Below are 26801 nucleotides of genomic sequence, written 5' to 3'. Positions count from 1 at the left end.
GACGCGCGCACCCCCGAGCCGGACCCCGCCGACCCGGCCCTCGACGGCGTCGCGCCCCTCGACGTGCCGGCCGACGCCGGCCGCGCGTGGTGGCGGACGGCCGTCGTCTACCAGGTGGTCCTGCGGTCCTTCGCCGACGGCGACGGCGACGGCGTCGGCGACGTGGCGGGGCTGCGCTCCCGGCTGCCGCACCTGCGCGACCTCGGCGTCGACGCCGTGTGGGTGAACCCCTGGTACGCCTCGCCGATGGTCGACGCCGGCTACGACGTCGCCGACTACCGGAGCGTCGACCCGCGGTACGGCTCGCTCGAGGACGCCGAGGCGCTGGTCCGCGAGGCGCACGCGCTGGGCATGAGGGTGCTGCTCGACGTCGTCCCGAACCACACGAGCGACCAGCACGCGTGGTTCCGCGCGGCCCTCGCCGGCGACGAGGCCGCCCGCGCGCGCTACCTCTTCCGGCCCGGGCGCGGGGCGGACGGCGCCGAGCCGCCCAACGACTGGGAGAGCTGCTTCCGGGGCCCGGCGTGGACCCGGACGACCGACCCGGCGACCGGCGAGCCCGGCGACTGGTACCTCCACATGTTCGCGCCCGAGCAGCCCGACCTCGACTGGTCGAACCGCGAGGTCGCGGACGAGATGCTCGACGTCCTGCGCTTCTGGTTCGACCGCGGGGTCGACGGCTTCCGCGTCGACGTCGCGCACGGCCTCGTCAAGGCGCCCGGCCTGCCCGACGCCGCGGGCCGCGACCGGCGCACCGAGGAGCACCCGGGCTGGGACCAGGACGAGGTCCACGACGTCTGGCGCGAGTGGCGGGCGCTCGCCGACGCCTACGACCCGCCGCGGGTCTTCGTCGCCGAGGCGTGGCCCGCCCGGCGCGCCGAGCGGCTCCCGCTCTACCTGCGCCCCGACGAGCTGCACACCGCCTTCGAGTTCGAGCCCCTGCACGTGGCGTTCCGGGCCCGGCCGTGGCGCGACGTCGTCGACCGCTCGCTCGCCATGGCCGAGCTGACCGGCGCCCCCTGCGCCTGGGTGCTGACGAACCACGACGTCGTCCGCCAGGCCACGCGCTACGCCCGGACCCAGTTCCCCGAGAAGGGCACGAACGAGACCGAGCGGGCGCGCTGGCCCACCGAGGAGCCCGACCTGGACCTCGGACGGCGCCGCGCCCGCGCCGCCGTCGTGCTGACGGCGGCGCTGCCCGGGGTCCTCTACGTCTACCTCGGCGAGGAGCTGGGGCTCGAGGAGGTCGAGGACATCCCGGCCGAGCGCCGCTCCGACCCCATCTACCGGCGCTCCGGCGGCACCGACCCGGGCCGCGACGGCTCGCGGGTGCCCCTGCCGTGGTCGGGCGACGCGCCGCCCTTCGGCTTCTCCCCCGCGAGGCGCGCCGACGGGTCGCCCGCCGCGGAGCCGCACCTGCCCCAGCCCGCCGGGTGGGGGCCGCTGACGGCGGCGGCCCAGGACGGCGACCCGACGTCCACCCTCTCGCTCTACCGCCGGCTCCTCGCCCTGCGGCGCGAGCACCTCGCGCCCGCCGGGCCGATGCGGTGGCTGGAGACGCCGTCGCCCGACGTCCTGGCGCTCGCCCGCGAGGGCACCGACGTGCAGGCGTGGGTCAACCTCGGCGCCGGGCCGGTCGCGCTGCCGGCGGGCGCCCGGGTGCTCGTGGCCTCAGCGCCGGTCGAGGACGGCGTCCTGCCGGGGGACGCCGGCGCCTGGGTGGTCGTCGAGGGCGACGCGCGGAGCTGAGGAGGGCCCGGCGGGCGTCCCCGCACCCGTCGCCCGACCATGGCTTCGTGAGCGAGGAGAACCGGCAGCCCGAGACGCCCGAGTACGACGTCCTCGTCATCGGCGGCGGCCCCGCCGGGACCGCCGCCGGCCTGCGGGCCGCGGGGCTGGGCGCCCGGACGGCGCTCGTCGAGGCGAGGCGCACCGGCGGCACGTGCGTCAACACCGGCTGCGTGCCGACGCGCGTGCTCGCGAAGACGGCGCGGCTCGTCCGCGAGGTGCGCCAGGCCGGCGACTACGGGCTCGCCGTCACCGAGCAGCCCGTCGACTGGACGCGGACCGTCGCGCGGGTCCGGGCGACGATCGAGCGGGTGCAGGAGGCCAAGGCCGAGCCGGAGAAGCTCGCCGCCGCCGGCGTCGACCTCGTCCTCGAGGGGCGGGCCCGCTTCACCGGCCCGCACGAGGTCGAGCTCGAGGGCTCGGGACGCCGGCTCCGGGCCCGGTCGGTGGTCGTCGCCGTCGGCGGGCGGTCGCGGCGCCTGCCGATCCCGGGCGCGGAGCTCGCCGTCCTGCCCGAGGAGGTGCTCGACCTGCCCGCCGTGCCCCGGCGCCTCGCCGTCATCGGCGCGGGCAACACCGGCGCGCAGCTCGTCACGGTCTTCGACGCCCTCGGCAGCGAGGTCACGCTCCTCGAGGTGGCGCCGCGGATCCTCGCCCAGACCGACGCGGACGTCTCCGCCGCCGTCCAGCGCGCCTTCGTCGAGCAGGGCGTGCGGGTGCGGACCGGCCTCGCGGGCGTCTCCTCGCTCGAGCGCGACGGCGAGGGGGTACGGCTGACCTGGACGGACGGCGAGCACGACGGCGGGGAGGAGCGCTCCGAGGTCTTCGACGCCGTGCTCATGAGCACCGGCTGGCCCGCCTCCCTCGACGGCCTGGGCCTCGAGGCCGCCGGCGTCGAGCACACCGGGCGCGGCATCCCCGTGGACGAGCACCTGCGGACCAACGTCGAGCACGTCTACGCCGTCGGCGACGCCAACCAGGAGTCGATGCTCGTGCAGGCCGCGCACCGCGAGGCCGAGGACGCCGCCGTCAACGCCGTCCTCGGGCCGCGCCGCAGCCGCCGCCACGAGCTGCTGCCGGCGGGCGGCTTCACCGACCCCGACTACGCCGACGTCGGCCTCACCGAGGCGCAGGCCCGCGAGCGCGACCCGGGCTGCGTCGTCGCGCTCGTGCCCTTCGCGCAGATGGAGCGCCCCGTCATCGACGACCGCACCCGCGGCTTCCTCAAGCTCGTCGCCGACAGCCGGCGCGAGCAGCTGCTGGGGGCGCACGCCGTCGGCGAGAGCGCCGTCGAGGTGGTGCAGGCGGTGACGACGGCGATGGCCGCGGGCGTCGACGTCGCCACCCTCGCCCGGGTCGAGTACGCCTACCCGACGTACAGCGCCGTCATCGGGGCGGCGGCGCGCCACCTGCTCTCCTCGGCCCCGACGTCGTACGAGCACGCCGACCAGGGCGCCACCGGCTGACGCCCGAGGGCGGACCGGCGACGACTCGCCCCACCCGCGCCCCCGGAGGGCGAACAGGCGACGACTCGCCCCCCGGCGGCCGTCCCCAGGGGCGAGCAGGCGACGACTCGCCCCCGTGGGGGCGCGTCCCGCGAGCGCGCGGGGCGCCCCCGCCGTGCGGGAGGGTGGGGCCATGAGCACCGCGCGCGTCGAGGGTCCCGCCTGGGTGCGGGACGCCGTCTTCTGGCACGTCTACCCCCTCGGCTTCGTCGGGGCCGAGAAGGAGGGCGACCCGCAGAGGCCCGTCGTCCACCGGCTGCCGCACCTCGTCGGGTGGCTCGACCACCTCCTCGCGCTCGGCGCCAACGGCCTGCTGCTCGGGCCCGTCTTCGCCTCGCAGACGCACGGGTACGACACGGTCGACCACCTCCGCGTCGACCCCCGCCTCGGCGACGACGCCGACCTCGACGCGCTGCTCGGAGCGGCGCGCGAGAAGGGCGTGCGGGTGCTGCTCGACGGCGTCTTCAACCACGTGGGCCGCGACCACTGGGCCTTCCGGCAGGTGATCGAGCAGGGCCCCTCGGCGTCGACGGCGTCGTGGTTCCGCCTGCGCTGGCCCGAAGGCGGGTGGCAGCCGGGCGTCGAGCCCGACTACGACGACTTCGAGGGCCACCACCACCTCGTCGCGCTCGACCACTCCTCCCCCGCCGTCGTCGACCACGTCGCCGAGGTCATGTCCCACTGGCTCGACCGCGGCGTGGACGGCTGGCGCCTCGACGCCGCCTACGCCGTCCCGACGGCGTTCTGGGCGCAGGTGGCCGACCGCGTCCGCGAGCGCCACCCCGACGCGTACCTGCTCGGCGAGGTCATCCACGGCGACTACGCGGGCGTGGTCCGCGAGGGCCACCTCGACGCCGTCACGCAGTACGAGCTGTGGAAGGCGGTGTGGTCGAGCCTCGAGGAGGGCAACCTCTGGGAGCTGAGCCACGCCCTCGGCCGGCACGCCGAGTTCCTCGACGCCTTCACGCCGCAGACCTTCGTCGGCAACCACGACGTCACGCGCATCGCCAGCCGGCTGTCCGACGAGCGGCACCTCGCGCACGCCCTCGTCGTCCTCATGGGCACGGGCGGGACGCCGTCGGTCTACTACGGCGACGAGCACGGCTACCGCGGGGTCAAGGAGGACCGCGAGGGCGGCGACGACGACGTCCGCCCGTCCTTCCCCGCGGCGCCGGAGGACCTCTCGCCCGTCGGCCTGCCCGTCTTCCACCGCCACCAGGAGCTCGTCGCGCTGCGCCGTCGCCACCGGTGGCTGCACACCGCGCGCCCGTCGGTCGTCTCGGTGGAGAACCGCCGCCTCGTCGTCGCCTCGGAGGACCCGTCCGGCGGTGGCGAGCGCCTGCTCCTGGCCCTCTCGCTGGAGGACGAGGAGGTCGCGCTCGAGGCCCCCGGCGCCCGCGAGGTCCTCGCCGGTGACGGCGCGCGGCTCGACGGCGACCGCGTCGTCCTGCCGCCGCACGGGTGGGCGGTGCTCGCGGGCTGACGAGACCGACGAATCGCGGGACGCCGCCGACGAGACCGACGGACGACGCCTCTCAGGCGGTGGGGAGCCGCCGTTCGTCGGTCCCGTGGTGTCGTCCACAGGGCTCGAGCGAGGACGTGCGGCGTCGGGGCACTCTCCCGAGGTGCCGAAGCGCCCTGTCGTCCCCGCCGACCTGCGCGGCCGGCCCGTGCTGCGGCGGCGCCTCGACCCCCGCGTCACCCGCGACCAGCTCATGGGCCCGGGCTCCGGCGAATGGGTCGTGGCGTCTACCGGGTCGCCGGCGACGACCCGGCCGACCACGGCGAGCGGGCCCGTCACCTGCTCGCCGGCCTCCGCCGCCCCGCCGTCCTGTCCGAGCTCTCCGCCGCCTGGGCGCTCGGCGTGCACGAGGCGGGGGCGGACGACGACGTCGTCGTCGTCGCTCCTCGACCCGCCCCGCGCTCGCGCCCGGGACTGCTCGTCCGGGAGTGCCGGCTCGAGCGCGACGAGCAGGTGCGCACGGAGCTCGGGTGGGCGACGTCACCGGCGCGCACGGCCGTCGACCTGCTGAGGGTCCTGCACCCCGACGTCCGGGCCCTCGGGGCCGCCGAGGCCCTCGCCCACCGCTGGTCGCTGACCCGGGACGACGTCCGCGCGCAGCGCGACCGGCAGGCGGGCGCCCGGGGTGCCGCACGGGCGGCCCGCCTCGTCGAGCGGCTGGACCCGCTCGCGGAGTCCCCGCGGGAGACGGCGCTGCGGCTGCTCGTCATCGACGCGGGGCTCCCGCCGCCCGTCCCGCAGCACGAGGTCCGCGACGCCGACGGAGCCTTCGTCGCGCGTCTCGACCTGGCGTGGCCCCACCGGCGCGTGGCCCTCGAGCACGACGGCGCCCACCACCGCGACCCGCGGCAGCACTCGCTGGACCTCGCGCGGCACAACCGGCTCCGGACGCTCGGGTGGGTCGTGCTGCAGGTCGACGCCCGGGTGCTCGCGCAGCCGGCGGAGATGCTGCGTCACCTCGCCCGCCTCCTCGCCGGGGCGTGAGACGGCGGACGAGACCGACGAAGCACGGCGTCCCGAGCGCGATGAGCCCGCCCTTCGTCGGTCTCGGAGCCCCGAGCCGCCGTCCGTCGGTCTCGCGCTGCGTCAGCGCGCCGCGGCGCGCACCTCGGCGAGGACGAGGTCGACGAGCTCCGGCGGGGCGTCGTAGGTGACGCCGTGCGCCCCGGGGACGACGGCGCAGCGCCCGTCCGGCACCGAGGAGGCCAGGTCCTCGCACCACCCGGCCCGGCACACCGGGTCCCGGTCGCCGCGGACGACGAGGAGCGGCACCGCGAGCCGGTCGTCGAGCTCCTGCCGGACCCGCTGCAGCGCGCGGCGCATGAGCGCGACCATCTGGCCCGGGCCGGCCCGCACGTAGTCGACGGTCGCGACCACCCACAGACCCGGGCTCTCCCGCAGGGCGTCCTGCGCCAGCCGGCCGGCGAGCTCGCGCACGCGGGGGCGCGCCGGGTCGCCCGTCGGGGCGACGGCGACGAGCCGCAGCACGAGGTCGGGGGCGCGCAGGGCCACCTCGCCGGCCACCTGGGCGCCGAGCGAGTGGCCCACGAGCACCGCGGGGCCGACGTCGTGGGCCCGCATCCAGCTGGCGACGGCGTCGCCGAGCTGCTCGACGTCGAGCATCCCGAACCGCGGCTGCGGGCTGCGGCCGTAGCCGGGGAGGTCGGGCGCGAGCGCGCGCGTCGAGCGGCCGAGCCCGCGCACGAGGCCCTCCATCGAGCGCGAGGACATGCCGAGGCCGTGCACGAGCACCACGGGGGGCAGCGACCCGGCCGGCGTCCCGCTCGACGACGGGAGCCGGGGGACGTCGGTGCCGGACCCAGCGCCCGCCGTCGGCGACACCTCGCGGTGCGTCATCCGCGCGACGACGTCCCCGCCGGAGGGGCGGCGGACGACGACGAGGTAGGACGCCGCCAGCGACGCCAGCGGGAGGGCCGCGGCGGCCGCCCTCCGCACGAGCGCCCGACGGCGCGCGCGCCGGGTGAGCGGGAGCCGGACGGCCCGACCGCCCGGGAGCACGACCGTGCCGGGCAGGCGGGCGGCGTCCGGCAGGGGCAGGCGCACCAGCGCCGACCGCACCGCCCGCACGGCCCGTCCCAGCACCCGCCGCTGCGCGCGGGCGGCGTCGGGCTCCAGCGGGTCCATCGCCCCAGCATCCCGGTCCACCGCGCGGGCGACCGCACCGGCACCCCGGTCGACGGTCCCGGTCGACCACCCCGGTCGCCGGCCAGGACGCCGGCCAGGACCCCGGGCTCAAGCCGCCGCGCCCTCCTGCCGAGGAGCACCCATGGGCACCGTGGAGACCACCGCGGCGAGCGACGGGGCGCCGACCCGCGCCGTCGCTCGGCCCGCCACCCTCCTGCTCCTCCTCGCGGCGCTCGTCGCCGCGTCCGTCCTCGGCCGACTGACCCGCCCCGCGGACAGCGAGCTCTCGCTCGTCTGGCCCGCGGCGGGCGTGGCCGTCGTCGCCCTCGCCGTCCTGCGCGGCACGCGCTGGTACCTCCCCGGCGCCGTCCTCGTCGCGGGCGTCGTCGGCGCCGTCATCGCCGTCACCGGCATGCGGACCGACCTGTCGCTCGTCCTCGGCGTCCTCAACGCCGCCCAGGCGCTCGCCGTCGTCGAGGTCTACGCGCGGCGTCCGGGGGGCGACGGCGCCACCGGCCTCCGCAGGACCCGGGACCTCTGGTGGTTCACGGCGGCCGCCGCCCTCGCGGCCGGCGCCGCCGGGGCGCTGCTGGCTCTGACCGCCGTGGTGCTGGGCGCCTCCGGCGACGTGGCCGGCGCCGCGAGCACCGCCGCCCAGTACTGGGTGCGCCACCTGGTCAGCCTCGTCGTCGTCGTGCCGCTGGCCCTGCGCCTGCTGGCCCGCTCGCGACCGCGGGAGCACGGCGCCGCCGGTCGGCGCGAGCGCGCCCTCATGGCTCTGGCCTTCGCGGCCAGCTACGCCGACGTCTTCTGGTTCGCCGCGGGCGACCTGCTCCCCTTCGCGCTGCTCCCCGTGAGCGTGTGGCACGCGCTGCGCCGCTCGACCACGGCCGTCGCCGGCCACGTCATCGTCTCCGCCGCGGTGGTGATCGCCGCGACGCTCGTGCGCTCGGGGCCCTTCGCCGACCTGCCGACGCCCGAGGCCGTCGTCCAGGCGCAGTGCTTCATCGCCGTCGTGGCGCTCCTGAGCCTCGTCCTGGCCCTCCACCGCGACGAGCGCGAGGACGCCCTCGCCGCGCACCGCCGCGAGCACGCCCTGCTCGAGGCGGTCTTCGCCGCCACCGGAACGGGCCTCGACGTCTACGACGCCGCGGGCCGGGCGCTCCGCCGCAACCCGGCCTCCGAGGCCCTCGTCGGGTCGGTGTCCGGCGAGGTGCCGATGGCCCGCTGGTCGGAGCACTACCGCTTCTCCCGGCTCGACGGCAGCCCCCTGGACGCCGCCGAGCTCCCGGTCGCGCGGGCGCTCGCCGGGGAGAGCGTCGACGGCGTCGACGTGCGGGTGGAGCGCCCCGGCGGGGAGCCGGCGGTGCTGTCCGTGGCCGCCCGCCCCCTGCCGCCGGACGCGGACGGCACGCCCTCGGGCGCGGTCGCGGCGTACGTCGACGTGTCGGCCGCGCGCGAGGCCGCCGCGGAGCTCGCCCGTGCCCGTGACCTCCTCGCCGGCGTCCTCGACGGCGCGACGGAGCAGTCGATCATCGGCGCCGACGCCACCGGGGTCGTCACCGTCGTCAACGCGGGTGCCGAGCGGATGCTCGGGTGCGGGCGCGAGCAGCTGCTCGGGCGGCCCCTCGTCGAGCTCCACGACGCCGCAGAGCTCGCCCGGCGCGCCCGGGCCCTCGCGCTGCCCGACGACGCGGCGCCGCTCGAGGCGCTCGTGTCCGTGGCCCGGAGCCGGCGGCACGAGACGCGGCGCTGGACCTACCGCCGCGCCGACGCCTCGACCCTGCAGGTCCAGCTCACGACCACCGCCGTGCGCGACGACGCCGGCGCGCCCACGAGCTTCATCTGCGTGGCCACCGACGTCACGGGGCGCCTGGAGGCCGAGCGCCGGCTCGCCGACTCCGAGCAGCTGTTCCGCCTCGGCTTCGAGGTGGCGCCCTCCGCGATGCTCCTCGCGTCCCTCGACCCCGCCGCACCGGGTCGCCTCCTGCGGGTCAACCGCTCGGCCTGCGCGCTCACCGGCCGCCACGAGGAGGACCTCCTCGGCCGTGACCTCCTCGAGCTCCTGCACCCCGACGACCGGGACGGCCCGCTGCAGGACCTCCTCGCCGGCACCGAGGAGCGCGTGCGGTGCGAGCGGCGGGTGCTGCGCGCCGACTCCACGAGCCGCTGGGGGTCGGTGTCGGCCGCCGTCGTCCGCCCCGTCGCGGGCGACCCGTACCTGGTCTGCCTCGTCGAGGACGTCACGGCGCAGCGCGAGGCCGAGGCGAGGCTCTCCCACCAGGCGCGGCACGACGCCCTCACGGGCCTGGCCAACCGCCTGCTGCTGCGCGAGCGGCTCGAGGCCGTCGCGGGCGGCGGGGCGCGCGCGCTCGGCCTGCTCTACCTCGACCTCGACGGGTTCAAGGCCGTCAACGACGCCCACGGCCACCCCGCGGGCGACGAGCTGCTCCAGCACGTGGCCCGCCGGCTGCGCGGCTGCCTGGGCCCGGACGACGTGGTGGCGCGGCTCGGCGGTGACGAGTTCGCCGCCCTCTGCTCCGCCGCGGGGCCGGCGCGCGACCTCGAGGAGCTCGCCCGGCGCGTCGTCGAGGAGCTGGCGCGGCCCGTGCACCTCGAGGGCGCGGGCGTTCAGGTCGTCGTCGGCGCCAGCGTCGGCGTCCGACCCGCCGGGGACGGCGCGAGCGCCGACGACCTGCTCCGCGACGCCGACGCGGCCATGTACGACGCCAAGCGCGCCGGGAAGGGGCGCGCGCGCGTCCGCACCGGCCGTGCCGCGACGGACGCGCGGCCCCCGACGCCGCGGACCGCGGTCGGCGCCGACACGCTGCTCCCGCACTGAGCTCGGCTCGGGCCACGGCCCCGCCGTGCGGGCGCGGACCTCGAGGGCCGGCGCACCGTCCGGCGGCCCTCGAGGTCCGCGGGCACGGGCGCGGGCGGCGTCCGAGGCCGGCGGCGAGGCCGTCCGGGGGGCGACGGCGCGGGTGGTCGGCGGACGACGCATCAGCGCGGCTCCGGCACCCGCCGGCGCTCGCGGCGCCGGCTCTTGATGCCGTACATGTGGCGGTCCGCCGCGGCGAGGAGCCGCTCGGGGTCGTCGCCGGCCGCGCCCAGCGCCGCGCCGACGCTCGCCCCGAGGAGCACGCAGCCGTGAGCCGTCTCGAAGGGACGGGCCAGCTCGGCGTCGACGGCCTCGCGCAGCGCGGACAGCCGCCCCGCGCCGCCGCGCCGCAGGAGGACGACGAACTCGTCCCCGCCCAGGCGCGCCACGACGTCGTCGCGGTCGACGAGGGCCCGCAGGCGCTCGGCGACGGCGACGAGCAGCTGGTCGCCGACGTCGTGGCCGTGGGTGTCGTTGGCCGCCTTGAAGCGGTCGAGGTCGCAGAAGAGGACGTCGGTGCCCACGGCTCCGGACCGCAGCTCGGCGGAGAGCGCCGCGAGCAGCGCCGTCCGGTTCTGCAGGCCCGTCAGCGGGTCGCTCGCCGCCGCCTCGCGCAGGCGCGCCTCGCGGCGCTGGTCGGTGACGTCGACGCCCACGCAGGCCACGCCCGTCGGCCGGCCGTGCTCGTCGTGCACGACGCTGGTGAGCAGGGACACGCGCCGGACACCGCCCCACCGGTCGAGCCAGTCGCCCTCCTGGGCGTCCGCGACCCCGGTGCGGACGGCGTCCTCGACGAACTCCCGGGCGAGCGCCGCCTCGTGCGGCACGGCGAGCACCTCGTAGAAGCTGCGGCCGAGGACCTCCTCGGCCCGCCAGCCGGTCGAGCGCTCGAGCGCGGGGTTGAACAGGAGGAAGCGCCCGTCACCGGCGATGACGCAGACGAGCGCGGGCGTGCTGGCCACGAGCGCCTGCTCGAGCGCGGGCGCGCCCGCCCCCGTCGTCACCGGCCGCGGTCCAGCGCGGTGCCCGGACGGCGACGCTGCTGCCCCCGCGTCCATGCCCGTCCCCTCGGCACCTGACGACCTCGGCGGCACCACAGGACGGGCGCGTCACCGCCCCGGGTGCGCCCGTCCGGGGGAGGGGCGGGCCGCACGGGGCCCGCGGCGCACGGCATGATCGTCCGGTGACGGACGACGCCGGCGCGGACCTCCCCGAGCGCGCCCCCCTCCCCGGGGGCGCCGACGCGTCGTTCGACCGCTACGCCCGCCTCGTGCGCACCCAGCTCGGCGTCCCCACGGCCCTGGTCTCCCTCGTCACGCTCGACGGGCAGGCCTTCCCGGGCGCCCTCGGCCTGCCGCTCCCGTGGCAGGAGGAGCGCTCCACGCCCCTGACCCACTCGGTGTGCCAGCACGTCGTGCGGACCCGCGCGGCCTTCGCCTGCGAGGACGTCCGCGAGCTCCCGGAGCTCCCCGGGTCCCTCGCCACGGACGACCTGGGTGTCGTCGCCTACGCCGGCCACCCGCTGCGGGACGCCGACGGGGTGGTCGTGGGCTCCCTGTGCGCCGTCGACGGCGTGCCGCGGCGCTGGAGCGAGGACGACCTCCAGGTGCTGGCCGACCTGGCCGGCTCCTGCTCCTCCGAGATCGCCCTGCGCCAGCTGCGCGAGCGCGCGGACGCGGCCCTGCGCGCCTCCGAGGGCAGCCGGCGCCTCGCCGACGCCGCCGAGCGGCGCTCGCGCCTCCTGCTCGCCCTCTCCGAGGGCCTCGCGCGCACGTCCACCGCCGACGACGTCGTGCGCGCCGTCGCCCCGCTGGCGCGCGAGGAGCTCGGCGCCGCCTCCGCCCACCTGCACGTCCTCGCCGGCACCCGCCAGCGCCTCCTGGCGGTGGAGCCGGACGCCGACCCCTCCGACCCGCCGCTCGAGCGCCGGGTCGACGCCCGCGACGCCGTCGGCGCCGCCGTGCGGGGGCGCGCGACCGTCGTCGCCGAGGACCGCACCGCCCTGCTCGCGGAGCACCCCGCGACGGACCTCGGCGCGGGCGCGGGGGACGGGACGGCGGTGGTCGTCCCGCTGCAGGTGGCCGGGAGGGTGCTCGGCGCGCTGGCGCTCACCTGGACCGGCAGCGGACGACCCGACGCCGCGGCCCTCGGCGTCGTCACGGCCACGGCCGGCTACGTCGGCCAGGCGGTCGCCCGCGCCCAGCTGCTCGCGGAGCAGCGCTCGACGGCCACCCTCCTGCAGGAGGCGATGCTCACCGAGCTCCCGCAGCCCGACCACCTCCAGCTCGTGGCCCGCTACGTGCCCGCCGCCAGGGACGCCGAGGTGGGCGGCGACTGGTACGACGCCCTGGTCACCCCCGACGGGGCGACGCACGTCGTCATCGGCGACGTCGTGGGCCACGACATGCGCGCCGCCGCGGCCATGGGCCAGCTGCGGTCGCTCCTGCGGACGATGGTGTGGGCGCAGCAGGAGAGCCCGAGCCACGTGCTCTCCCGGGTCGACGAGGCGATGCGCGGGCTCCACGTCTCGTGCCTCGCCACCTGCGTGCTGGCTCGCGTCGAGCAGGATCCGGACGACGCCGCCGCGGGGGTCCGCCGGCTGCGCTGGTCGAGCGCCGGTCACCTGCCCCCGCTCCTCCTCGGGCCGGACGGCACGGCGCACCAGCTCCCCGGCAGCGGCGACCTGCTGCTCGGCGTGCGCACGGGCACCCCGCGGCACGACCACGAGGCGGTGCTCGAGCCCGGGTCCACGCTGCTGCTGTCCACGGACGGGCTCGTCGAGCGGCGCGACCGGTCGCTGCTCGACGGCGTCGACGCGCTCCGCCGCTCGCTCGAGCGGCACGGCGGACTGCCCCTGGACCAGCTCGCGGACGCCCTCCTCGACGACCTCGTGGGCGGGCACGGCGAGGACGACGTCGCCCTCCTCGCGCTGCGCGCCCACCCCGAGGACCGGCCCCGCCCGGCGGAGGCCGGCCCCGGGCACCTCTGACCCGAGCCGCCCGCCGCGTCCGGTCGGCGGCGGCGGCGGCGCCTCAGGCGACGACGACGTCGTGCACGTAGATGTCGACCTGCGCGCCCCCGCGGCCGGTGAGGCCGACGAGCTCGCGGGCGACCCGGGCGCGGACGTCGTCGGCCACGGCGGGGATCGGGCGGCTGAGGTCGGTCACCACGGCGAGGGCGACGACGACCAGGCGGTCGGCGACCCCGACCGCCCCCGCCCCGCCCGGCGCCCCGCCCGCCGGCTCGTCCACCAGCTCGGCCCGCGTGTCCCGCGCCAGGACGGCGGCGACGCCGACGGCACGGCGGGCGGCCTCCTCGGCGATGCGCGCGATGACCGCGGCGCCCACGCGCGTGGTGCCCCGCTCGTCCGGCAGCACGAGGTGCAGCGGCTCCCGGCCGAGCCGGCGCACCGCGGCCATGACGGAGGCGACGAGGTCCGGCGGCGGGGGCTCCTCCTGACGGGCCATCTGCCGCACCGGCTCCCACAGCTCCTCGGCCCGGGACAGCACGGCCCGGCAGTGCACGCACGTGCCGGCGTGGTCCGCGAGGTCCGGCGGAGCGGGCTCGCCGGAGGCGACGTCGAGCAGTGCGTCGGTGGGCGTGCCGCAGGGCTGGGTGTCGCGGTCGAGGTCGGGTGCGACGTCGGCCCCCGGGCCGCCGCCGGCGCTGCCGCCCGCCGCGGGGTCGTGCTCGCTCATGCCCACTCCCCCATCTCGCGCATCAGCGCCCGGCGCGCCCGGGCGGCGCGCCCGCGGACGGCGTCGGGCGTGGTCTCGAGCACCTCGGCGGCCTCGGCGTGCTCGAGGTCCAGGAAGGCCGTGAGCACGAGCGCCGCCCGCTGGTCCTCGGGCAGGGCCCGCACCGCGCGCCTCACCGCATCCTCGCGCACCCGCTGCTCGACGAGGGCGTCCGTCCGGTCGGTCGCCGGGCGCTCGACGTCCTGCTCGACCGGCAGCGGTCGCCGGGCGCGCCGCCGCTGCTGGTCGATGCTCTCGCGCACGACGATCCGGTAGAGCCACGTGGAGAACGCCGCGCGGTCGTCGAAGCGGGGCAGGCCCGTCCACGCCTTGACGAAGGCCTCCTGGACGACGTCGGCGGCCTCGTGCCGGTCCCCCAGCATGCGCACCGCCAGGGTGTGCGCCCGGGTCTGGTGGCGCCGCACCAGCTCCTCGAAGCCCCCGCCGCAGCCCTCGCGCGCCAGGGCGACGAGGGCCGCGTCGCCCTGCGCCGTGCCGTCCGCGTCCACCGGGAGAGTCGTAGCGGAGACCGCGACCGGCCGCCCGTCGAGGGCCGTCGCACCTCGTCGACAGCCGCTCTATGATATGACGCAGATCACACGACCGGCCGCGTGCGCTCCACCGGGCGGGCGTCGTCCAACCCTGTACGAGCGGCTCGAGAGACGAGCCGCCACACCGGGCCCGGAAGGGCCGGAAGGGAACGACGATGAGCCAGTCGACGTCCACGACCAGCAGCCAGGCCGCCCAGCACGGGTCGTCCTCCGGGTCGGGGTCGGAGCTGACGACCTCGCAGGGCCGGACGTCCATCGCGGACCAGGTCGTGTCGAAGATCGCGGGCGTCGCCGTCCGCGACGTCGCCGGCGTCCACGCCCTCGGCGGCGGGGCGGCGCGCGCCTTCGGCCAGATCCGCGAGCGCATCCCGGGCGCATCGACCAACGTGTCGCAGGGCGTGTCCGTCGAGGTCGGCGAGCGCCAGGCCGCCGTCGACGTGACCATCGTGGCCGAGTACGGCGCCAGCATCGCCGACGTCGCCCGCGGCGTCCGCCGCAACGTCATCTCCGCCGTCGAGGGCATGACGGGCCTCGAGGTCACCGAGGTCAACGTCGAGGTCACCGACATCCACATCCCGGGCCAGGACGACGACGAGGACGGGGAGGAGAAGTCCTCCCGCGTGCAGTGACGGCGGCCCCCGCCGGCGACCCGCGCCTCGAGACCGCCCCCGTCCAGGAGGTTCCCGTCGAGGAGCCGACCGACGCCGACCGCGTCCGCGCCGCGGTGCTCGCCGCGCCCGGCGTCGTCGACCTCCACGGCGGGCCGCTCGGCGAGGTGGGCACGTACCTGCCCGGCCGCCGGGTGGCCGGAGTGCGCCTCGGGGACGGCTCCCGCCCCTCCGAGGTCCACGTCGTGGCGTCCACCGCGGCGCCCCTCGCGCAGACCGCGGCGGCCGTCCACGCGGCCCTCGCGCCGCTGGTGGCCCTCACGGGCCCCGTGCACGTCGTCGTCGGCGACGTCGCCCCGCCCGGCGGGTCCGTCGGCTGACCCGCCGCCCCCACCGGCCCCCGGCGCACCCGCCGGGGGCCGGTGGCCCCGCCCGCCGCGCGCCGCCGGCACCGCGCACCCCGACGAGCGCCGCCCGACCGCGCGCAGCTCCGTGCGCCCGGCGCCGCGCGCCGCCTCCCTGTCGCCCGGCCCATCCCCTGAACCCTGGAGACGCAGCCATGTCCACCGCCAGCACCGGCCTCCTGGTCGGCCTCCTCCTCGCCCTCGCCGCCGCCGTCGGCGGCTTCGGGGCCTTCCTCCTCGCCGTCGTCCTCGGTGCCGTGGGCTGGGTCGTCGGCGCCCAGGTCGACGGGCGCATCGACGTCCGCGAGCTCGTCCAGGGGCAGCGCCGTGGCTGAGGCGACCGCACCGCCGCGGGGCGCGCCCCGCTCCTCCGAGAGGCCTCGCCCCTCCGAGGCGCACCGCTCCGCCCGGGACGGGGACGGCTCCCGCAGCCGCTCCGCCGCGGAGGAGCGCGGCTCCTTCGTCGTCGCCGACCGCGTCCTCGAGGCGCTGGCCCGCACCGCCGTCCTCGAGGTCGACGGCGCGCGCGGGGACGACGGCCGCCTCGGCGGCGTCCTGGGTGGCTCCCTGCCGTCCGTCGACGTCGACCACGCCGGCGGCCGCGCCCGCGTGGCCGTGCGGGTCGGCGCCGCGTGGCCGGCGCCGGCCCCGGAGCTCGCCCAGCGGGTCCGCGAGCGCGTCGCCGGGCGGCTCCACGACCTCGGCGGCGTGCAGGTCGACGCCGTCGACGTCGAGGTGCACGCCCTCGCTCCTGACGCCGAGCACGACACCGGCCGGGAGACAGGCGCCGCCCCCGCCGGGGCGGGCGGGCTGCGCGCCGCGCCGGCCCCCACGGCCGCCGTCGGCGTCACCGTCGCGGCCTGCGTCCTCGCGCTCGTCGTCGTCGCGCTCGGCGCGCTGCTGGGCCACGAGGGCCTCGTCGCGCTCGGCGTCCTCGGCGGGAGCTCGTGGCTCGCCGGCCCGGTGCAGGCCCTCGACGGCCTGGCGCCCTCGTCCGCCGTGACGGCGGTCGGCGTCGGCGTCGCGGTGGTCGGCCTGCTCCTCGTCGTCCTCGGCCTGTCCCGGCGGCGACGCCGCTGGGTCGGCGTCGAGTCCCGCAGCGGCGTGGTGCTCCACCGCCGCGACGTCGCGCGCGTCGCCGCCGGCGCCGCCCGCTCCGTCGACGGCGTCCTCGACGCCGGCGCCAGCACCGGCCGCCGCAGCGTCGAGGTCAGCGCCCGGGCCACCGGACCGCTCGACGACGCCGCCGTGCGCGCCGCGGTCGCGGACCGCCTCGGCGTCCTGCGCCCCGCGCCCCGCGTGCGGGTGCGCACCGAGACCGCCGGGAGCGCGTCGTGAGCCGCCGGTCGGCGGCCGGCGACCGCGCCGTGCTGCTCGTGCTCGACCTCGTCCTCGTCGTCGCGGGCGCCGGGGCCGCCGCGTGGGGCCTCGGGCAGCTGGGCGCCGTGCTGCCCGGGGCGCCGGAGAGCCTGCCCACGGCAGGAGCGGCGAGCGTCCTCGAGGCCTCCTGGTGGGGCGCGGCCAGCCTCGCGGCGGGCGTCGTGCTCGTGCTGCTCGGGCTGGCGTGGCTGCTGCGCCACGTCCCGCCGCGCTCGCCCGGCGCCCTCGCGCTGCGGAGGGCGGGCGGAGCCTCCTCCGGCGGGCCCGCGGGCCGCGACCGGCTGGACGGGGGCGCCCTCGCCGACGCCCTCGCCGCCCGGGTCGAGCAGGCGCACGGCGTCCGCTCCGCCCGCGGGAGCGTCGTCGAGGAGCGGGGCCGGCTCGTCGCCGAGGTGCGCGCCGTCGTCGAGCCGTGGGCCGACCTGCGGGTCGTGGCGCGCGGGTCCGACGACGCCGCGGCCGAGCTGCACCGGGCCGGCGGCCGGGACGACCTGCGCCCGCGCGTCCGGCTCCGGGTCGCCCGCACCGAGCGGGAGCCCAGCCGGTCCGTCGCCTGAGGCCGCGGAGGGCCTCGTCCGCGGAGGGCTCGCCCGCCGCAGGACGACCGCACCACCCCCTGGGGGAGCGCCGCACCGCGTCGCTCCCCCAGGATGGGTCCTCGACGACGGTGCGAGCGCCGCACCCGGGCGCACGTGGCGCCGCGCGAGAGGACCGGGATGACCGACCAGCACCCCCCGACCGCCAGCACCGCCCACCCCGCCCCGGGGACGAGCCGGGGCTCAGGGGCCGACCCGGACGACCGGGACCCGCTCCGGGTCGGCGTCGTCGGCGCCGGCGTCATCAGCGCCCAGTACTCCCTCGCCGTGCAGCGCCTGCCCCAGCTGCGGGTGGTCGCGGTGGCGGACGCCGTCCCCGAGCGCGCCGAGGCCCTGGCGGCCGAGCACGACGGCGCCCGCGCGCTCGACGTGCCGGGCCTGCTCGCCGCCGACGACGTGGACGTCGTCCTCGGCCTCACCCTCCCCGCCGGGCACGCGGACGTCGCCCTGCAGGCGCTGGCCGCGGGCAAGGCCTTCTACGGCGAGAAGCCGCTGGCCACGACGTCCGCCGACGCCCTCACCGTCGTCGAGGCCGCCCGCCGCGCCGGCCGCCGCGTCGGCTGCGCGCCGGACACGGTGCTCGGCACCGGCGTCCAGACGGCGCGCGCGCTCGTCGACGCCGGGGAGATCGGGGTGCCCCACGCCGCCACGGCGACGATGACGACGGCCGGCCACGAGCGCTGGCACCCGAACCCCGACTTCTACTACCAGCCGGGCGGCGGCCCGCTGCAGGACATGGGCCCGTACTACCTGACGGCGCTCGTGCACCTGCTCGGCCCCGTCGTCCGCGTCACCGGCCTGAGCGCGCGCCCCCGCGACGAGCGCGTCATCGGGTCGGGCCCGCGCGAGGGCGAGCGCGTCGGCGTCACGACCGACACCCACGTCACCGGCGTGCTCGAGCACGCCTCCGGCGCCCTGACGACCCTCGTCATGAGCTTCGACGCCTGGGCCTCCCGCACCCCGCCGATCGAGGTCCACGGCACCGAGGGCTCGCTCTCCGTCCCTGACCCGAACCACTTCGACGGCACGGTCGAGGTCGCCCGGGCGGCGCGCCAGCCCCTGCGCGGCGCCGTGTGGGACGAGGTCCCGCCGCGGGCCGGCTACCTGGGCGCGGGGCGCGGGTACGGGCTCGCCGACCTCGCGCTCGCCCTCCGCACCGGCGCTCCCCACCGCGCGAGCGCCGAGGTGGCGCTGCACGTCGTCGACGTCATGGCCCGCCTCGAGGAGGCCTCGGCGACGGGCGCGTCCGTCGCGACGACGACGACCTGCGAGCGCCCGGCGCCCGTGGAGGGCCTCGTCGAGCTGGCCGGCGCGACGACGGGGGGAGGCCCCCGTGGCTGAGCGCAGCGCCCTCGTCGTCCGCGGCGGCTGGGACGGGCACCACCCCGTCGAGGCCACGGACCTCTTCATCCCCCACCTGCGCGAGCACGGCTTCGACGTGCGCGTGGTCGAGGACTCCACCGCCGTCTACGCCGAGGCCGAGTACATGGCCGGCGTCGACCTCGTCCTCCAGTGCATGACGATGACGAGCATCGAGGCGGACGAGCTCGCGGGGCTGCGCGCCGCCGTCGCCCGCGGCACCGGCTTCGCCGGCTGGCACGGCGGCATCGCCGACTCCTACCGCGCGTCCTCGGACTACCTGCAGCTCGTCGGCGGCCAGTTCGCCTGCCACCCGGGCAAGGCGCCGGAGGAGCGGGAGGGCGGCCCGCAGGACAACTACGTGCCCTACCGGGTCGAGATGCTCCCGGCGGCCGCCGACCACCCGATCACCGCAGGGGTCGAGGACTTCGACCTCGTCACCGAGCAGTACTGGGTGCTCACCGACGACTACTGCGACGTCCTCGCGACGACGACGCAGGCCGTGCGCCCCTGGGACGAGTGGCACCGCCCGGTGACGTCGCCGGCGGTGTGGACCCGGCAGTGGGGCGACGGGCGCGTGTTCGTCTGCACGCCGGGGCACGACCCCGACGTCCTGCGCCAGCCCGCCGTGCGCACGATCGTCGAGCGCGGCCTTCTCTGGGCGGCCCGCGACCTCTGAGGAGCGCTGAGGGACCGGGCGTCACCGCTGGAGGTGGCAGCCCCTCGTCGCGCTCCACCGCGACGAGGTGCTGCCACCTCCGCGTCGCCCGGAGGCGGGGGCTCGCCGCGACTGTCGACGACCTCGGGCGCCGAGTCCGACGCGAGACCGCGAGTCCGACGTACCGCGGGTCCTGCGCTGCTCGGGACAGGTCGGACGTCGGACCCGGCACCGGACGTCGGACTCGAGGCGGGCCGGCCGACGTGAGGGCCGAGGCGTCAGGGCCGGAAGACCGCGCGCACGCAGCCGTCCTCCTTCTCCTTGAAGAGGCGGTAGCCCTCGACCGACTCCTCGAGCGGCATGGTGTGCGTCGCGAGCGGCGTCGGGTCGATCCGCCCGGCCCGCACGTGCTCGAGCATCGCGGCCATGTGGGTCTGGCCGAACTGCTGCGCCGAGCGGATGGTGAGGCCCTTGTTCGTCACCATCGCCATGGGGAAGGAGTCGGTGAGGCCGTAGACGCCGAGGACGGAGACGACCCCGCCCTTCCGGCACGCCATGATCGCCTCGCGCAGCGGCGTCGCCCGGTCCGTCGAGGCGCGCACGGCCTGCTTGGCCCGGTCGACGACGTGCTGGACGCCCGTCCCGTGACCCTCCATCCCCACGGCCTCGACGACCGAGTCGGGCCCTCGGCCGCCCGTCATCTCCCGCAGCGCCTCCTGGACGCTGTCGACCTCCGTGTAGTCGAGCACCTCCGAGCCCTGCGCGCGGGCGATGGCGAGCCGCTCGGGGAAGCGGTCGACGACGATCGTGCGCCCGGCGCCGAGCGCGCGGGCGCTGGCCGCGGCCATGAGCCCGACGCCGCCCGCCCCGAAGACGGCGACGGTGTCGCCCGGCTGCACGTCGCAGAAGACGGCGCCCGTGTACCCCGTCGCGAGGGCGTCGGAGGCGAAGAGCGCCTGCACGTCGGTGACGTCCTCGGGCACCGTGAAGCAGTTGACGTCGCCGAAGGGCACCCGCACGTACTCGGCGTGCGAGCCCTGGTACCCGCCGAAGGGGTGCGTGTAGCCGTAGATGCCGCCGCCCGGGTAGCCCAGGACCGGCTGCTGCAGGGCGGCGTTGGGATTGGTCGTGTCGCACAGCGACGGCATGCCGCGCGAGCAGTACCAGCACTCCCCGCACGAGACGAAGGACGGCACGGTCACCCGGTCGCCGACCTCCGTCCGGCTCACCTGCGAGCCCACCTCGACGACCTCGCCCATGAACTCGTGCCCGAAGACGTCGCCGGGGCGCATGCCGGGCAGGTACCCGTCGATGAAGTGGAGGTCGGACCCGCAGGTCACGGTCAGGCCGACCCGCAGGACGACGTCGTGCGGGTTGAGCAGCGTGGGGTCGTCGACGGTCTCGACCGCGAGGTCGTTCACGCCGTTCCAGACGAGGGCGCGCATGTCAGCTCCTGCAGGTCGGGGTGGGGGCGGCGGCGGGCCGGGCCGGGCGCGTGCGCCTCACCGGTCGGCGCTCCGGCCGGCGGGCTGGGGCGTGATGGTCGGCACCTCGCCCGTCATGACCAGGGCCCGGGCGCGGTAGCCGAGGGCCAGGGCCAACGCCCCGGCCGCGAGGTCCGGCACGGGCAGGTCCAGGCGGACCACCTGCTCGGTGCCGAGGTCCTGCGGCGCTTCCCGCAGGACGACGACGAGCTCGCTCGCCGCCTCCGAGCCGTCGTCGGGGTCGCTCCAGCGCAGCACGACGGACGAGCCGGGGAACGCCGTCGACGGGCCGCCCTCGACGAGCGTCGTGCGCCACTCGACCGGGTCGTCCGAGCCCGGCCGGGCCAGGCGCCAGGTCCAGCGGTCGCCGTCGGCCTCGACCGTCCCGGCGTCGCCGAGCGCCTGGCGGACGGCGGCGGGGTCGCGCCACAGCGCCGCGACGTCGTCGACGGGCCGCCCGACGGTCAGGGTCTGCTGGGCGCCGGACGAGCGCCGTCCGACGACCTCCCCCACCTTCCCCGCCACGCCCTGGACGGCGCCGCGCACGGCGCTCGTGATGGTGTCCCTCGGTCCGCTCACGGGTCCTCCTCGCGTTCCGGGCACCGGTCGGCGCCCTCGTCGTGCTCCGGTCAGGCGGCCGGGGCCAGCAGGTCCTCGACGGCGTGGGCGCCGCGCAGCGACGACCGGCCGGCCTCCCACGACGCGAGCAGGTGGTCGCCCGCCACGTCGTCGAGCGCCATGGCGACGGACGCCCCGAGCAGGACGTCGTCGGTGCGGTCGGGGTGCTGGCGGGCGAAGCCACCGGCCAGGTCGTGCGCCGCGATCTGCTCGTGGACGGCGTCGGCCTCGACGTGCTCGTCGAAGAACCACGTCGCGTCGCGGTCGAAGCCGAGGCGCCGCATGCCCGCGCCGTAGCGGCGGTTGGGCAGCGACGACGTCATCTCGAACGCCGCGAGGTGCCCGACGACGGCGCCGACGAGCCGCCGGTTGAGCCCGAACAGGGCCATGGCGGTGGAGCTGACGAGCGTGGTCGCCGGCACCTCGTCGACGTAGCCGCCGTAGGTGTCGTCGAGCCCGAGGGCGCGCATCGTGCGGGCGAAGAGGGCCGCGTGCATGCGCTCGGGGCGCCCGCCGCCGTACTCGTCGGCCTGGATCTCCACCATGGCCGCCTTCACCGAGCCCTCGAGGCGCGGGATGGCCCAGGTGTGGGGGTCCGCCTCCTTGAGGTGGTAGACGGACCGGTGGACCATGAGCTCGCGGAAGTGGTCGAGCGTCGCGCGCCGGGCCAGGTGCGTCGACAGCGCGCCGGGCCCCTCCTCGGCCGTGAGCGCGAAGAGGGCCTCGGGCACCTCCTCGGGCGCCACGCCCGTCGGCACCGGGACGACCTCCCGCAGCGCGGCCTCCAGCGCGCCCTCCAGCAGCTGCCGCGCGGCGACGACGTCGAGGTCCCACTCGAAGCGGTCGCCGGCCCCGCCGAAGCCGCGGAAGGACAGCTCCTGGAGGGTCCACAGGGCGAGCTGCAGGTCCTCGTCGCGCAGCAGCTCGTCGGCCGCGAGCGCGCGCCGGTCGAGCTCGGCGGCGGTCGTGCGGCGCAGGTCGGCGGGCGTCGTCGGCCCGCCCGCGAGGACGTCGACGACGGCGTCGGACACCGGTCCACGGCCGGTGGGCAGCCCGACGGCGACGGGACCGGCGCGGTCGGCGGTGCGGTCGGACGGGCCTGCGGCGGTGCTGCGTTCGCTCGTGCTGGTGGTGCTGGTCGTGCTCGTCATCTCCGGCTCCCCGGCTCGCGGTGCGTGCCGCCGTCGCTCACGCTCGGGCGGTGGTCTCCTCCTCGCGCCCCCCGCTCGCCCCCGTCCCCGCTGCGCGGGAGTCCGGGGCGGAGCCAGGGGCGCCGACCTCGCAGGACGACGACGCCCTCCCCCCGCCCGCCCGCGACGCCGAGGGCCCCGGGAGGGACGGCGGCGCCACGATCACGGTCTGCCCCGACGGGCCCCTGCTCGTGCGCGGCGACGTCGACATCGTCGGCACGGACGGCGAGCCCGTGGAGCGCCGGCGGAGCACGGTGGCCCTGTGCCGGTGCGGGCGCTCCTCGCTCGCCCCGTACTGCGACGGGAGCCACAAGGTGCGCAAGGGGCCGCGACGAGGCTGAGGCGCGTCGGCGGGGAGCAGGGCCGGGTGCCGCGCGACGTCGCGGCGCGGACGTCGTCGGCCCTGGTCTGGACCTGGGGACACCCTGCTCCGCGCGGGGGCGCGCCGCACCCCGAGGCCCGCCGGGGCCGCCCCGCGGCGTCCGGGAGCCGCACCGCCGGTCGGTAGCCTCGCGGGCGGGCGGCCGGCGCCGGGCTCGGCCGCCGCGGAGGACGGGAGACCGAGCGCGTGCGCGTCGTCTACAACAGCTTCAACGGGCGCTACGCCGACAACCCCCGGGCCGTCCACGAGGCGCTGGTGTCGCGCGGCGACGACGCCGAGCACGTCTGGCTGCTGGACGAGCGGCACCGCGCGGGCTTCCCCGCGGGCGTCACGACCGTCGGCGTCGGCACGCCCGAGGCGGACGCGGCGCTGCGGCGGGCCGACGTCGTCGTCGCCAACACGCACATGCCGCTCGACTGGGAGCCCACGCCCGGCTGCACCTACGTGCAGACCTGGCACGGGACCCCCCTCAAGCGGATCCACGGCGACGCGCACACCCAGTACGACGGCGAGCTCATGGCCCGCCTGCAGGCCGAGGTCGACCGGTGGAGCTGCCTCGTCGGGCCCGGCGCGGCCGGCAGCGAGCTGCTGCGCAGCGCCTTCCGCTACCAGGGCCCGGTGCTGAGCACGGGGTACCCGCGCAACGACGTCCTCCACGCGCCCGACGCCGGCGAGCGCCGCGCCGCCGTCCGGGCCCGCCTGGGGCTCGCCGACGGCGAGAGGGCCGTGCTCTACGCCCCCACGTGGCGCGACGACGAGGACCTCCTCGAGCCGGGCGTCCCGCTCGGCCTGGACGCGGCCCGCCTCGCCGACCACCTCGGCGAGGGCTGGCGGGTCCTCATGCGGCTGCACTACTTCGTGCAGCGCGTCCCGGGCGTCGAGCACGAACGGGTCCTCGACGTCGGCGCCCACCCCGACATCGCGGACCTCTACCTGGCGGCCGACGCCTTCGTCACCGACTACTCGTCGTCGCTCTTCGACGTCGCCCCGACGGGCCTGCCGGTGCTCCTCTACGCCTACGACCTCGAGCACTACCGCGACCGGCTGCGCGGCTTCTACCTCGACCTGGACGAGGAGTCGCCGGGGCCCGTCCTGCGCACGCAGGACGCGCTGGAGGAGGCGCTGGCTGCGCTGCCGGCCGTCACCGACGCCTGGGCGCAGCGACGCGCCGCCTTCGTGGAGCGCTGGTGCCCCTCCGACGACGGCGGGGCGACCGCCCGCCTCCTCGAGGCGGCGCGGCTGTGAGCGGCCGTCCGCCCGGGCCGGAGCGGTCGGTGGGGCTGGCCGCCCGCCTGCCGCGGGGTGTCGGCCTGCCGGACCGGCCGCTGCCGCCGTCCGGGCTCGGGGCCCGGCGCACGGCGGACGCGCTCGCCGTCACCGCCCTCGGCAGCGGCACCTGCCCGGCCTACCCGGTGGGCGTCGAGCTGCAGCGCGGCGCGGGCGTGCGGGGGCGCGACCGGGTGAGGGTCGTCCTCGACGACGCCCACCCCGGGCAGCCGTGCACCCGCGACCTCGTGCCGACGACCCACGTCGTCGCGCTCCCCGAGGGGGCGCCGGCGACGGGGCACCTCGAGGTGCTCGTCGTGCTCGGCGCCGTCGAGGAGGTCGCCGTCGTCCACTGACGACGGCCGCCGCCGGTCCCCGTGGCGCCCCGGGGACGCACGACGGCGCCGTCCCCGGAGGGGCGACGCCGTCGGTCGTGCGTCCGGCCGTCGGGCCGGCGCCGCCCGCGTGTCAGCGGGCCTGCGTCAGCGGGGCTGTGTCAGCGGGCCTGGGCCGCCGCGGCCTGCTCGGCCTCGTGCTGCTGCAGGGCCTCGGCGTAGCGCTGCTTGACCTCGTCCATGTCGAGGCCGCGCAGCTGGCCGATGAGGTCCTCCAGCGCCGGCTGCGGCAGGGCGCCGGGCTGGCTGAAGACGGGGATGCCGTCGCGGTAGGCCACCAGCGTCGGGATCGACGTGATGCCGTACCGCGCCGCCAGCTCCTGCTCGGCCTCGGTGTCCACCTTCGCGAAGGTGATGTCCTCGTTGGCCTCGGAGGCCTTCTCGTACACCGGTGCGAAGCTGCGGCAGGGGCCGCACCACTCCGCCCAGAAGTCGATGAGGACGATGCCGTCCTTGACGGTCTCGTCGTGCTGGTCCAGCGTCAGCTCGCGCGTCGTCATGGTGCGGACAACCAGCCGGCCCGTGCGCGTGTTCCCCGCTCGCGCGCTCGAGGGAGCCCCGGGGCACGATCCGGTCACGACCAGACGCCGATCTCTGACATCGATGGACGAGACGGGCACGGTGGGGGGCATGACCCTCCCCCCGCAGACCCTCTACTGCGTGCGGTGCGCCGACCTCGCCGTCCGCGACGCCTCCTCGCCGGAGCGCGACGGCGACCGGCCCGACCAGGTCCGCTTCGAGGCCACCGGGCCGGGCGAGGTCGCCGAGGTGCGCCCCGGCGTCTGGTCGGTGCCCCGCGCGGCGGTGCTGCGCGCGGGCGACGGGCTGTGCCTGCAGCACGCGGCGCAGGCGGCGCCGTCGGAGCGCTGAGCGGGCGGGCCGGGCACCGGTCGAGCCGCCCGACGGCGCGCCCGTGGCGGCGTCCGGACCGGCGGCGTCGGGACAGGCCGCGTCAGAACCAGGTGCGCCCCAGCACGGCGGCCGACGGGTCGTGCAGGAGCGCGCCGAGACGCCGGGCCGCACCGGGGGTGGCCTCCTCGACGTCCCCGGCCGCGACGTGGCCCACGAGCGGCACCTGCCCGAGGACGACCGAGCCCAGGACGGCGACAGGCAGGACGACGTCGGGCTCGGCCGCCGTCGCCTCGACGACGGCGGAGCCGTCCTCGCCCACCTCGAGGCGCCAGCGCCCACCGGCGAGGCCCGCGTCGTCGCGCACCTCGAGCACGCAGGCGCCGGCGGCGGCGTACCGGCGGGCGGTGAGCGCCGCCGGGACGTCGAGCACCCGCACCCAGTGGAAGTCGCTGCGCTCGTGCTGCCGGGCGACCCGCTCGTCGACGAGCTGGTGCGGCAGCGGCTCGTGGGGCGAGCGGAAGGCCGCTCTCGCGCCCACGACGAGGTCGAGGTCCGCGAGGTGGCGCCACAGCGCCGTCGTCGCGTCGGGTGAGTCGGCGAGGAGGTCCAGCACCTCGGCGGTCGTGGCCGGGCGCCGCGCCTCCTCCCGCTCGACGGCGCGGTAGCGCAGCACCCCCACGACGCGTCCCGCGTCGTCGCGCGCGACGACGGCCGGGCGCTGCAGGTGCGGGTCCGTGCCGCTGCCGTCGTCCTCGAGCCCGAGGGCCAGGCGCCACCACCGGGGGTCGCGCGGCGTGGCGCCCGGCGAGCGGGCGGCGAGCCGGTCGTGCAGCGGGACGACGAGCTCCACGAGGTCGGCGTCCTCCGCCAGCTCGAGCGAGACCCGCCCCTCGCGCACCGGGTCGTTCCGGAAGCGCGCCGCCCGCCCGTCGAGGGTCCAGCGGCAGGCCTCGGTGGCCGCGCCGAAGCCGAAACGGCCGTAGATCGGCGCCTCGGCGGCGATGAGGACGGCGAGCGCGTCGCCCCGCTCGCGCGCCTCGCGCAGGTCGGTGGCCATGAGGCTGCTCAGGAGCCCCCGGCGCCGGTGGGTGGCCGCCACGACGACGGAGCTGACGGCCTCGGCCCGTGCGACCCCGCCCGGGACGGGGAGGTCGAGGCCGTAGGAGCGGAACGTGGCGACGACGCGGCCGGCGTCCACCGCCACGCGGCGGCGGTGCCCGGCCATGGCGCGCCGTCGGGACTCGACCGCTGCGGGCGTGGCCCGCCGCGCCTCCAGGAAGCCCCGGCGGCCCAGGGCCACCCACTGCTCGTGCTCGTCCTCGTGCATGTCGCGCAGCTCGAGCCCGTCCGCGCGCCGCCCGACCTGGTCGCCGCTCACGGCGGCGACGCTAGCGACCCGGGCGCCGGGCGGACCCCGTCCCGTCACGGGGGCCGCGGCGCTCGTCCCCACCCGAGGAGATGTTCCGACGCTCAACTAGGC

26 protein-coding genes are annotated in these 26801 nt (G+C 78.1%); 17 read left to right on the top strand and 9 right to left on the bottom strand.

All coding sequences use genetic code 11. The annotated features are described in order from the left end of the window. The first annotated feature begins 63 nt into the window (after positions 1-63). The 4 genes from Q0789_RS11515 (at position 64) to Q0789_RS11500 (ending at position 5799) form a co-directional block, all read left to right on the top strand. Positions 64-1749, top strand: a complete 1686-nt coding sequence (locus Q0789_RS11515; protein ID WP_366917727.1) for a glycoside hydrolase family 13 protein — start codon at positions 64-66, stop codon at positions 1747-1749. Positions 1750-1796: 47 nt separating this feature from the next. Continuing rightward, entirely contained in the window at positions 1797-3254 is a 1458-nt protein-coding gene (locus Q0789_RS11510; protein ID WP_298805279.1) for an NAD(P)/FAD-dependent oxidoreductase, read from the top strand. A 172-nt stretch (positions 3255-3426) separates the two neighbouring features. Then, on the top strand, positions 3427-4776 hold the full coding sequence (locus tag Q0789_RS11505) for an alpha-amylase family glycosyl hydrolase (RefSeq protein WP_298805278.1): 1350 nt from the start codon (positions 3427-3429) through the stop codon (positions 4774-4776). Between the two features lie 252 nt (positions 4777-5028). Then, positions 5029-5799 carry a hypothetical protein gene (locus tag Q0789_RS11500; protein ID WP_298805277.1) on the top strand — a complete coding sequence of 257 codons (771 nt, stop codon included), beginning with the start codon at positions 5029-5031 and terminating at the stop codon, positions 5797-5799. A gap of 102 nt (positions 5800-5901) precedes the next feature. Here Q0789_RS11500 and Q0789_RS11495 read toward each other — a convergent pair whose 3' ends face one another. Further along, positions 5902-6960, bottom strand: coding sequence for an alpha/beta fold hydrolase (locus tag Q0789_RS11495; RefSeq protein ID WP_298805276.1), 1059 nt, complete (start codon positions 6958-6960; stop codon positions 5902-5904). Between the two features lie 142 nt (positions 6961-7102). On the opposite strand from Q0789_RS11495, the gene Q0789_RS11490 reads away from it, so the two are divergent. Beyond that, positions 7103-9802, top strand: a complete 2700-nt coding sequence (locus Q0789_RS11490) for a bifunctional diguanylate cyclase/phosphodiesterase (protein ID WP_298805275.1) — start codon at positions 7103-7105, stop codon at positions 9800-9802. A 161-nt stretch (positions 9803-9963) separates the two neighbouring features. Here the strand turns inward: Q0789_RS11490 and Q0789_RS11485 are convergent, their stop codons facing one another. Further along, on the bottom strand, positions 9964-10845 hold the full coding sequence (locus Q0789_RS11485) for a sensor domain-containing diguanylate cyclase (protein WP_298805274.1): 882 nt from the start codon (positions 10843-10845) through the stop codon (positions 9964-9966). A gap of 179 nt (positions 10846-11024) precedes the next feature. Here Q0789_RS11485 and Q0789_RS11480 point away from each other — a divergent pair, with 179 nt between their 5' ends. Further along, positions 11025-12830 carry a SpoIIE family protein phosphatase gene (locus Q0789_RS11480; RefSeq protein WP_298805273.1) on the top strand — a complete coding sequence of 602 codons (1806 nt, stop codon included), beginning with the start codon at positions 11025-11027 and terminating at the stop codon, positions 12828-12830. Between the two features lie 43 nt (positions 12831-12873). Here the strand turns inward: Q0789_RS11480 and Q0789_RS11475 are convergent, their stop codons facing one another. Both Q0789_RS11475 and Q0789_RS11470 read right to left on the bottom strand, forming a co-directional pair. After that, positions 12874-13539, bottom strand: a complete 666-nt coding sequence (locus Q0789_RS11475; protein ID WP_298805272.1) for an Asp23/Gls24 family envelope stress response protein — start codon at positions 13537-13539, stop codon at positions 12874-12876. After that, on the bottom strand, positions 13536-14087 hold the full coding sequence (locus tag Q0789_RS11470; protein WP_298805271.1) for a sigma-70 family RNA polymerase sigma factor: 552 nt from the start codon (positions 14085-14087) through the stop codon (positions 13536-13538). Before Q0789_RS11470 ends, Q0789_RS11475 begins: the two co-directional genes overlap by 4 nt. Before the next feature lie 197 nt (positions 14088-14284). Here Q0789_RS11470 and Q0789_RS11465 point away from each other — a divergent pair, with 197 nt between their 5' ends. From Q0789_RS11465 to Q0789_RS11435, 7 genes are all read left to right on the top strand, one after another. Further along, positions 14285-14758, top strand: a complete 474-nt coding sequence (locus Q0789_RS11465) for an Asp23/Gls24 family envelope stress response protein (RefSeq protein WP_171203443.1) — start codon at positions 14285-14287, stop codon at positions 14756-14758. 95 nt (positions 14759-14853) lie between these two features. After that, positions 14854-15117 (top strand): hypothetical protein, encoded by a 264-nt coding sequence (locus Q0789_RS11460; protein ID WP_363326092.1) that lies wholly within the window; start codon positions 14854-14856, stop codon positions 15115-15117. Between the two features lie 179 nt (positions 15118-15296). Continuing rightward, positions 15297-15476, top strand: coding sequence for a hypothetical protein (locus Q0789_RS11455; protein ID WP_298805268.1), 180 nt, complete (start codon positions 15297-15299; stop codon positions 15474-15476). Then, positions 15469-16479 (top strand): DUF6286 domain-containing protein, encoded by a 1011-nt coding sequence (locus tag Q0789_RS11450; RefSeq protein ID WP_298805266.1) that lies wholly within the window; start codon positions 15469-15471, stop codon positions 16477-16479. The genes Q0789_RS11455 and Q0789_RS11450 overlap by 8 nt, the downstream gene beginning before the upstream one ends. Further along, positions 16476-17078, top strand: coding sequence for a hypothetical protein (locus tag Q0789_RS11445; RefSeq protein WP_298805264.1), 603 nt, complete (start codon positions 16476-16478; stop codon positions 17076-17078). Before Q0789_RS11450 ends, Q0789_RS11445 begins: the two co-directional genes overlap by 4 nt. A gap of 159 nt (positions 17079-17237) precedes the next feature. Then, a complete protein-coding gene (locus tag Q0789_RS11440; protein ID WP_298805262.1) occupies positions 17238-18458 on the top strand; it encodes a Gfo/Idh/MocA family oxidoreductase in 1221 nt (406 codons plus the stop codon). Then, positions 18451-19155, top strand: a complete 705-nt coding sequence (locus tag Q0789_RS11435) for a ThuA domain-containing protein (protein WP_298805260.1) — start codon at positions 18451-18453, stop codon at positions 19153-19155. The genes Q0789_RS11440 and Q0789_RS11435 overlap by 8 nt, the downstream gene beginning before the upstream one ends. 257 nt (positions 19156-19412) lie before the next feature. Here the strand turns inward: Q0789_RS11435 and Q0789_RS11430 are convergent, their stop codons facing one another. From Q0789_RS11430 to Q0789_RS11420, 3 genes are read right to left on the bottom strand one after another with little or no spacing between them, the layout of a single operon-like run. Continuing rightward, complete coding sequence (locus Q0789_RS11430) at positions 19413-20579, bottom strand: zinc-dependent alcohol dehydrogenase (protein ID WP_298805258.1); 1167 nt, start codon at positions 20577-20579, stop codon at positions 19413-19415. Between the two features lie 57 nt (positions 20580-20636). After that, the gene (locus tag Q0789_RS11425) at positions 20637-21197 is read right to left on the bottom strand and encodes a hypothetical protein (protein ID WP_298805256.1); all 561 of its coding nucleotides are present in this window, start codon (positions 21195-21197) and stop codon (positions 20637-20639) included. Between the two features lie 50 nt (positions 21198-21247). Continuing rightward, the gene (locus tag Q0789_RS11420) at positions 21248-22387 is read right to left on the bottom strand and encodes an iron-containing redox enzyme family protein (protein ID WP_298805254.1); all 1140 of its coding nucleotides are present in this window, start codon (positions 22385-22387) and stop codon (positions 21248-21250) included. A 200-nt stretch (positions 22388-22587) separates the two neighbouring features. On the opposite strand from Q0789_RS11420, the gene Q0789_RS16740 reads away from it, so the two are divergent. The 3 genes from Q0789_RS16740 to Q0789_RS11405 all read left to right on the top strand — a co-directional run bounded on the left by Q0789_RS16740 (position 22588) and on the right by Q0789_RS11405 (position 24430). Beyond that, positions 22588-22767, top strand: a complete 180-nt coding sequence (locus Q0789_RS16740) for a CDGSH iron-sulfur domain-containing protein (RefSeq protein WP_363326093.1) — start codon at positions 22588-22590, stop codon at positions 22765-22767. A gap of 227 nt (positions 22768-22994) precedes the next feature. Beyond that, entirely contained in the window at positions 22995-24053 is a 1059-nt protein-coding gene (locus Q0789_RS11410) for a CDP-glycerol glycerophosphotransferase family protein (protein WP_298805250.1), read from the top strand. Next, positions 24050-24430: a hypothetical protein gene (locus Q0789_RS11405; protein ID WP_298805248.1), complete on the top strand. Its 381-nt coding sequence runs from the start codon at positions 24050-24052 to the stop codon at positions 24428-24430. The genes Q0789_RS11410 and Q0789_RS11405 overlap by 4 nt, the downstream gene beginning before the upstream one ends. Positions 24431-24570: 140 nt before the next feature. On the opposite strand, the gene trxA is transcribed toward Q0789_RS11405, so the two are convergent. Then, positions 24571-24969: a thioredoxin gene (trxA, locus tag Q0789_RS11400; protein ID WP_298805247.1), complete on the bottom strand. Its 399-nt coding sequence runs from the start codon at positions 24967-24969 to the stop codon at positions 24571-24573. Between the two features lie 130 nt (positions 24970-25099). Here trxA and Q0789_RS11395 point away from each other — a divergent pair, with 130 nt between their 5' ends. Beyond that, positions 25100-25339 carry a hypothetical protein gene (locus Q0789_RS11395; RefSeq protein WP_298805246.1) on the top strand — a complete coding sequence of 80 codons (240 nt, stop codon included), beginning with the start codon at positions 25100-25102 and terminating at the stop codon, positions 25337-25339. A gap of 82 nt (positions 25340-25421) precedes the next feature. Here Q0789_RS11395 and Q0789_RS11390 read toward each other — a convergent pair whose 3' ends face one another. Then, positions 25422-26699 carry a GNAT family N-acetyltransferase gene (locus Q0789_RS11390; protein WP_298805244.1) on the bottom strand — a complete coding sequence of 426 codons (1278 nt, stop codon included), beginning with the start codon at positions 26697-26699 and terminating at the stop codon, positions 25422-25424. Positions 26700-26801 lie beyond the last annotated feature (102 nt).

Source organism: uncultured Pseudokineococcus sp. (assembly GCF_947499845.1).
GTDB lineage: Bacteria > Actinomycetota > Actinomycetes > Actinomycetales > Quadrisphaeraceae > Pseudokineococcus.
This window is presented reverse-complemented; position numbering and strand designations above follow the sequence as displayed.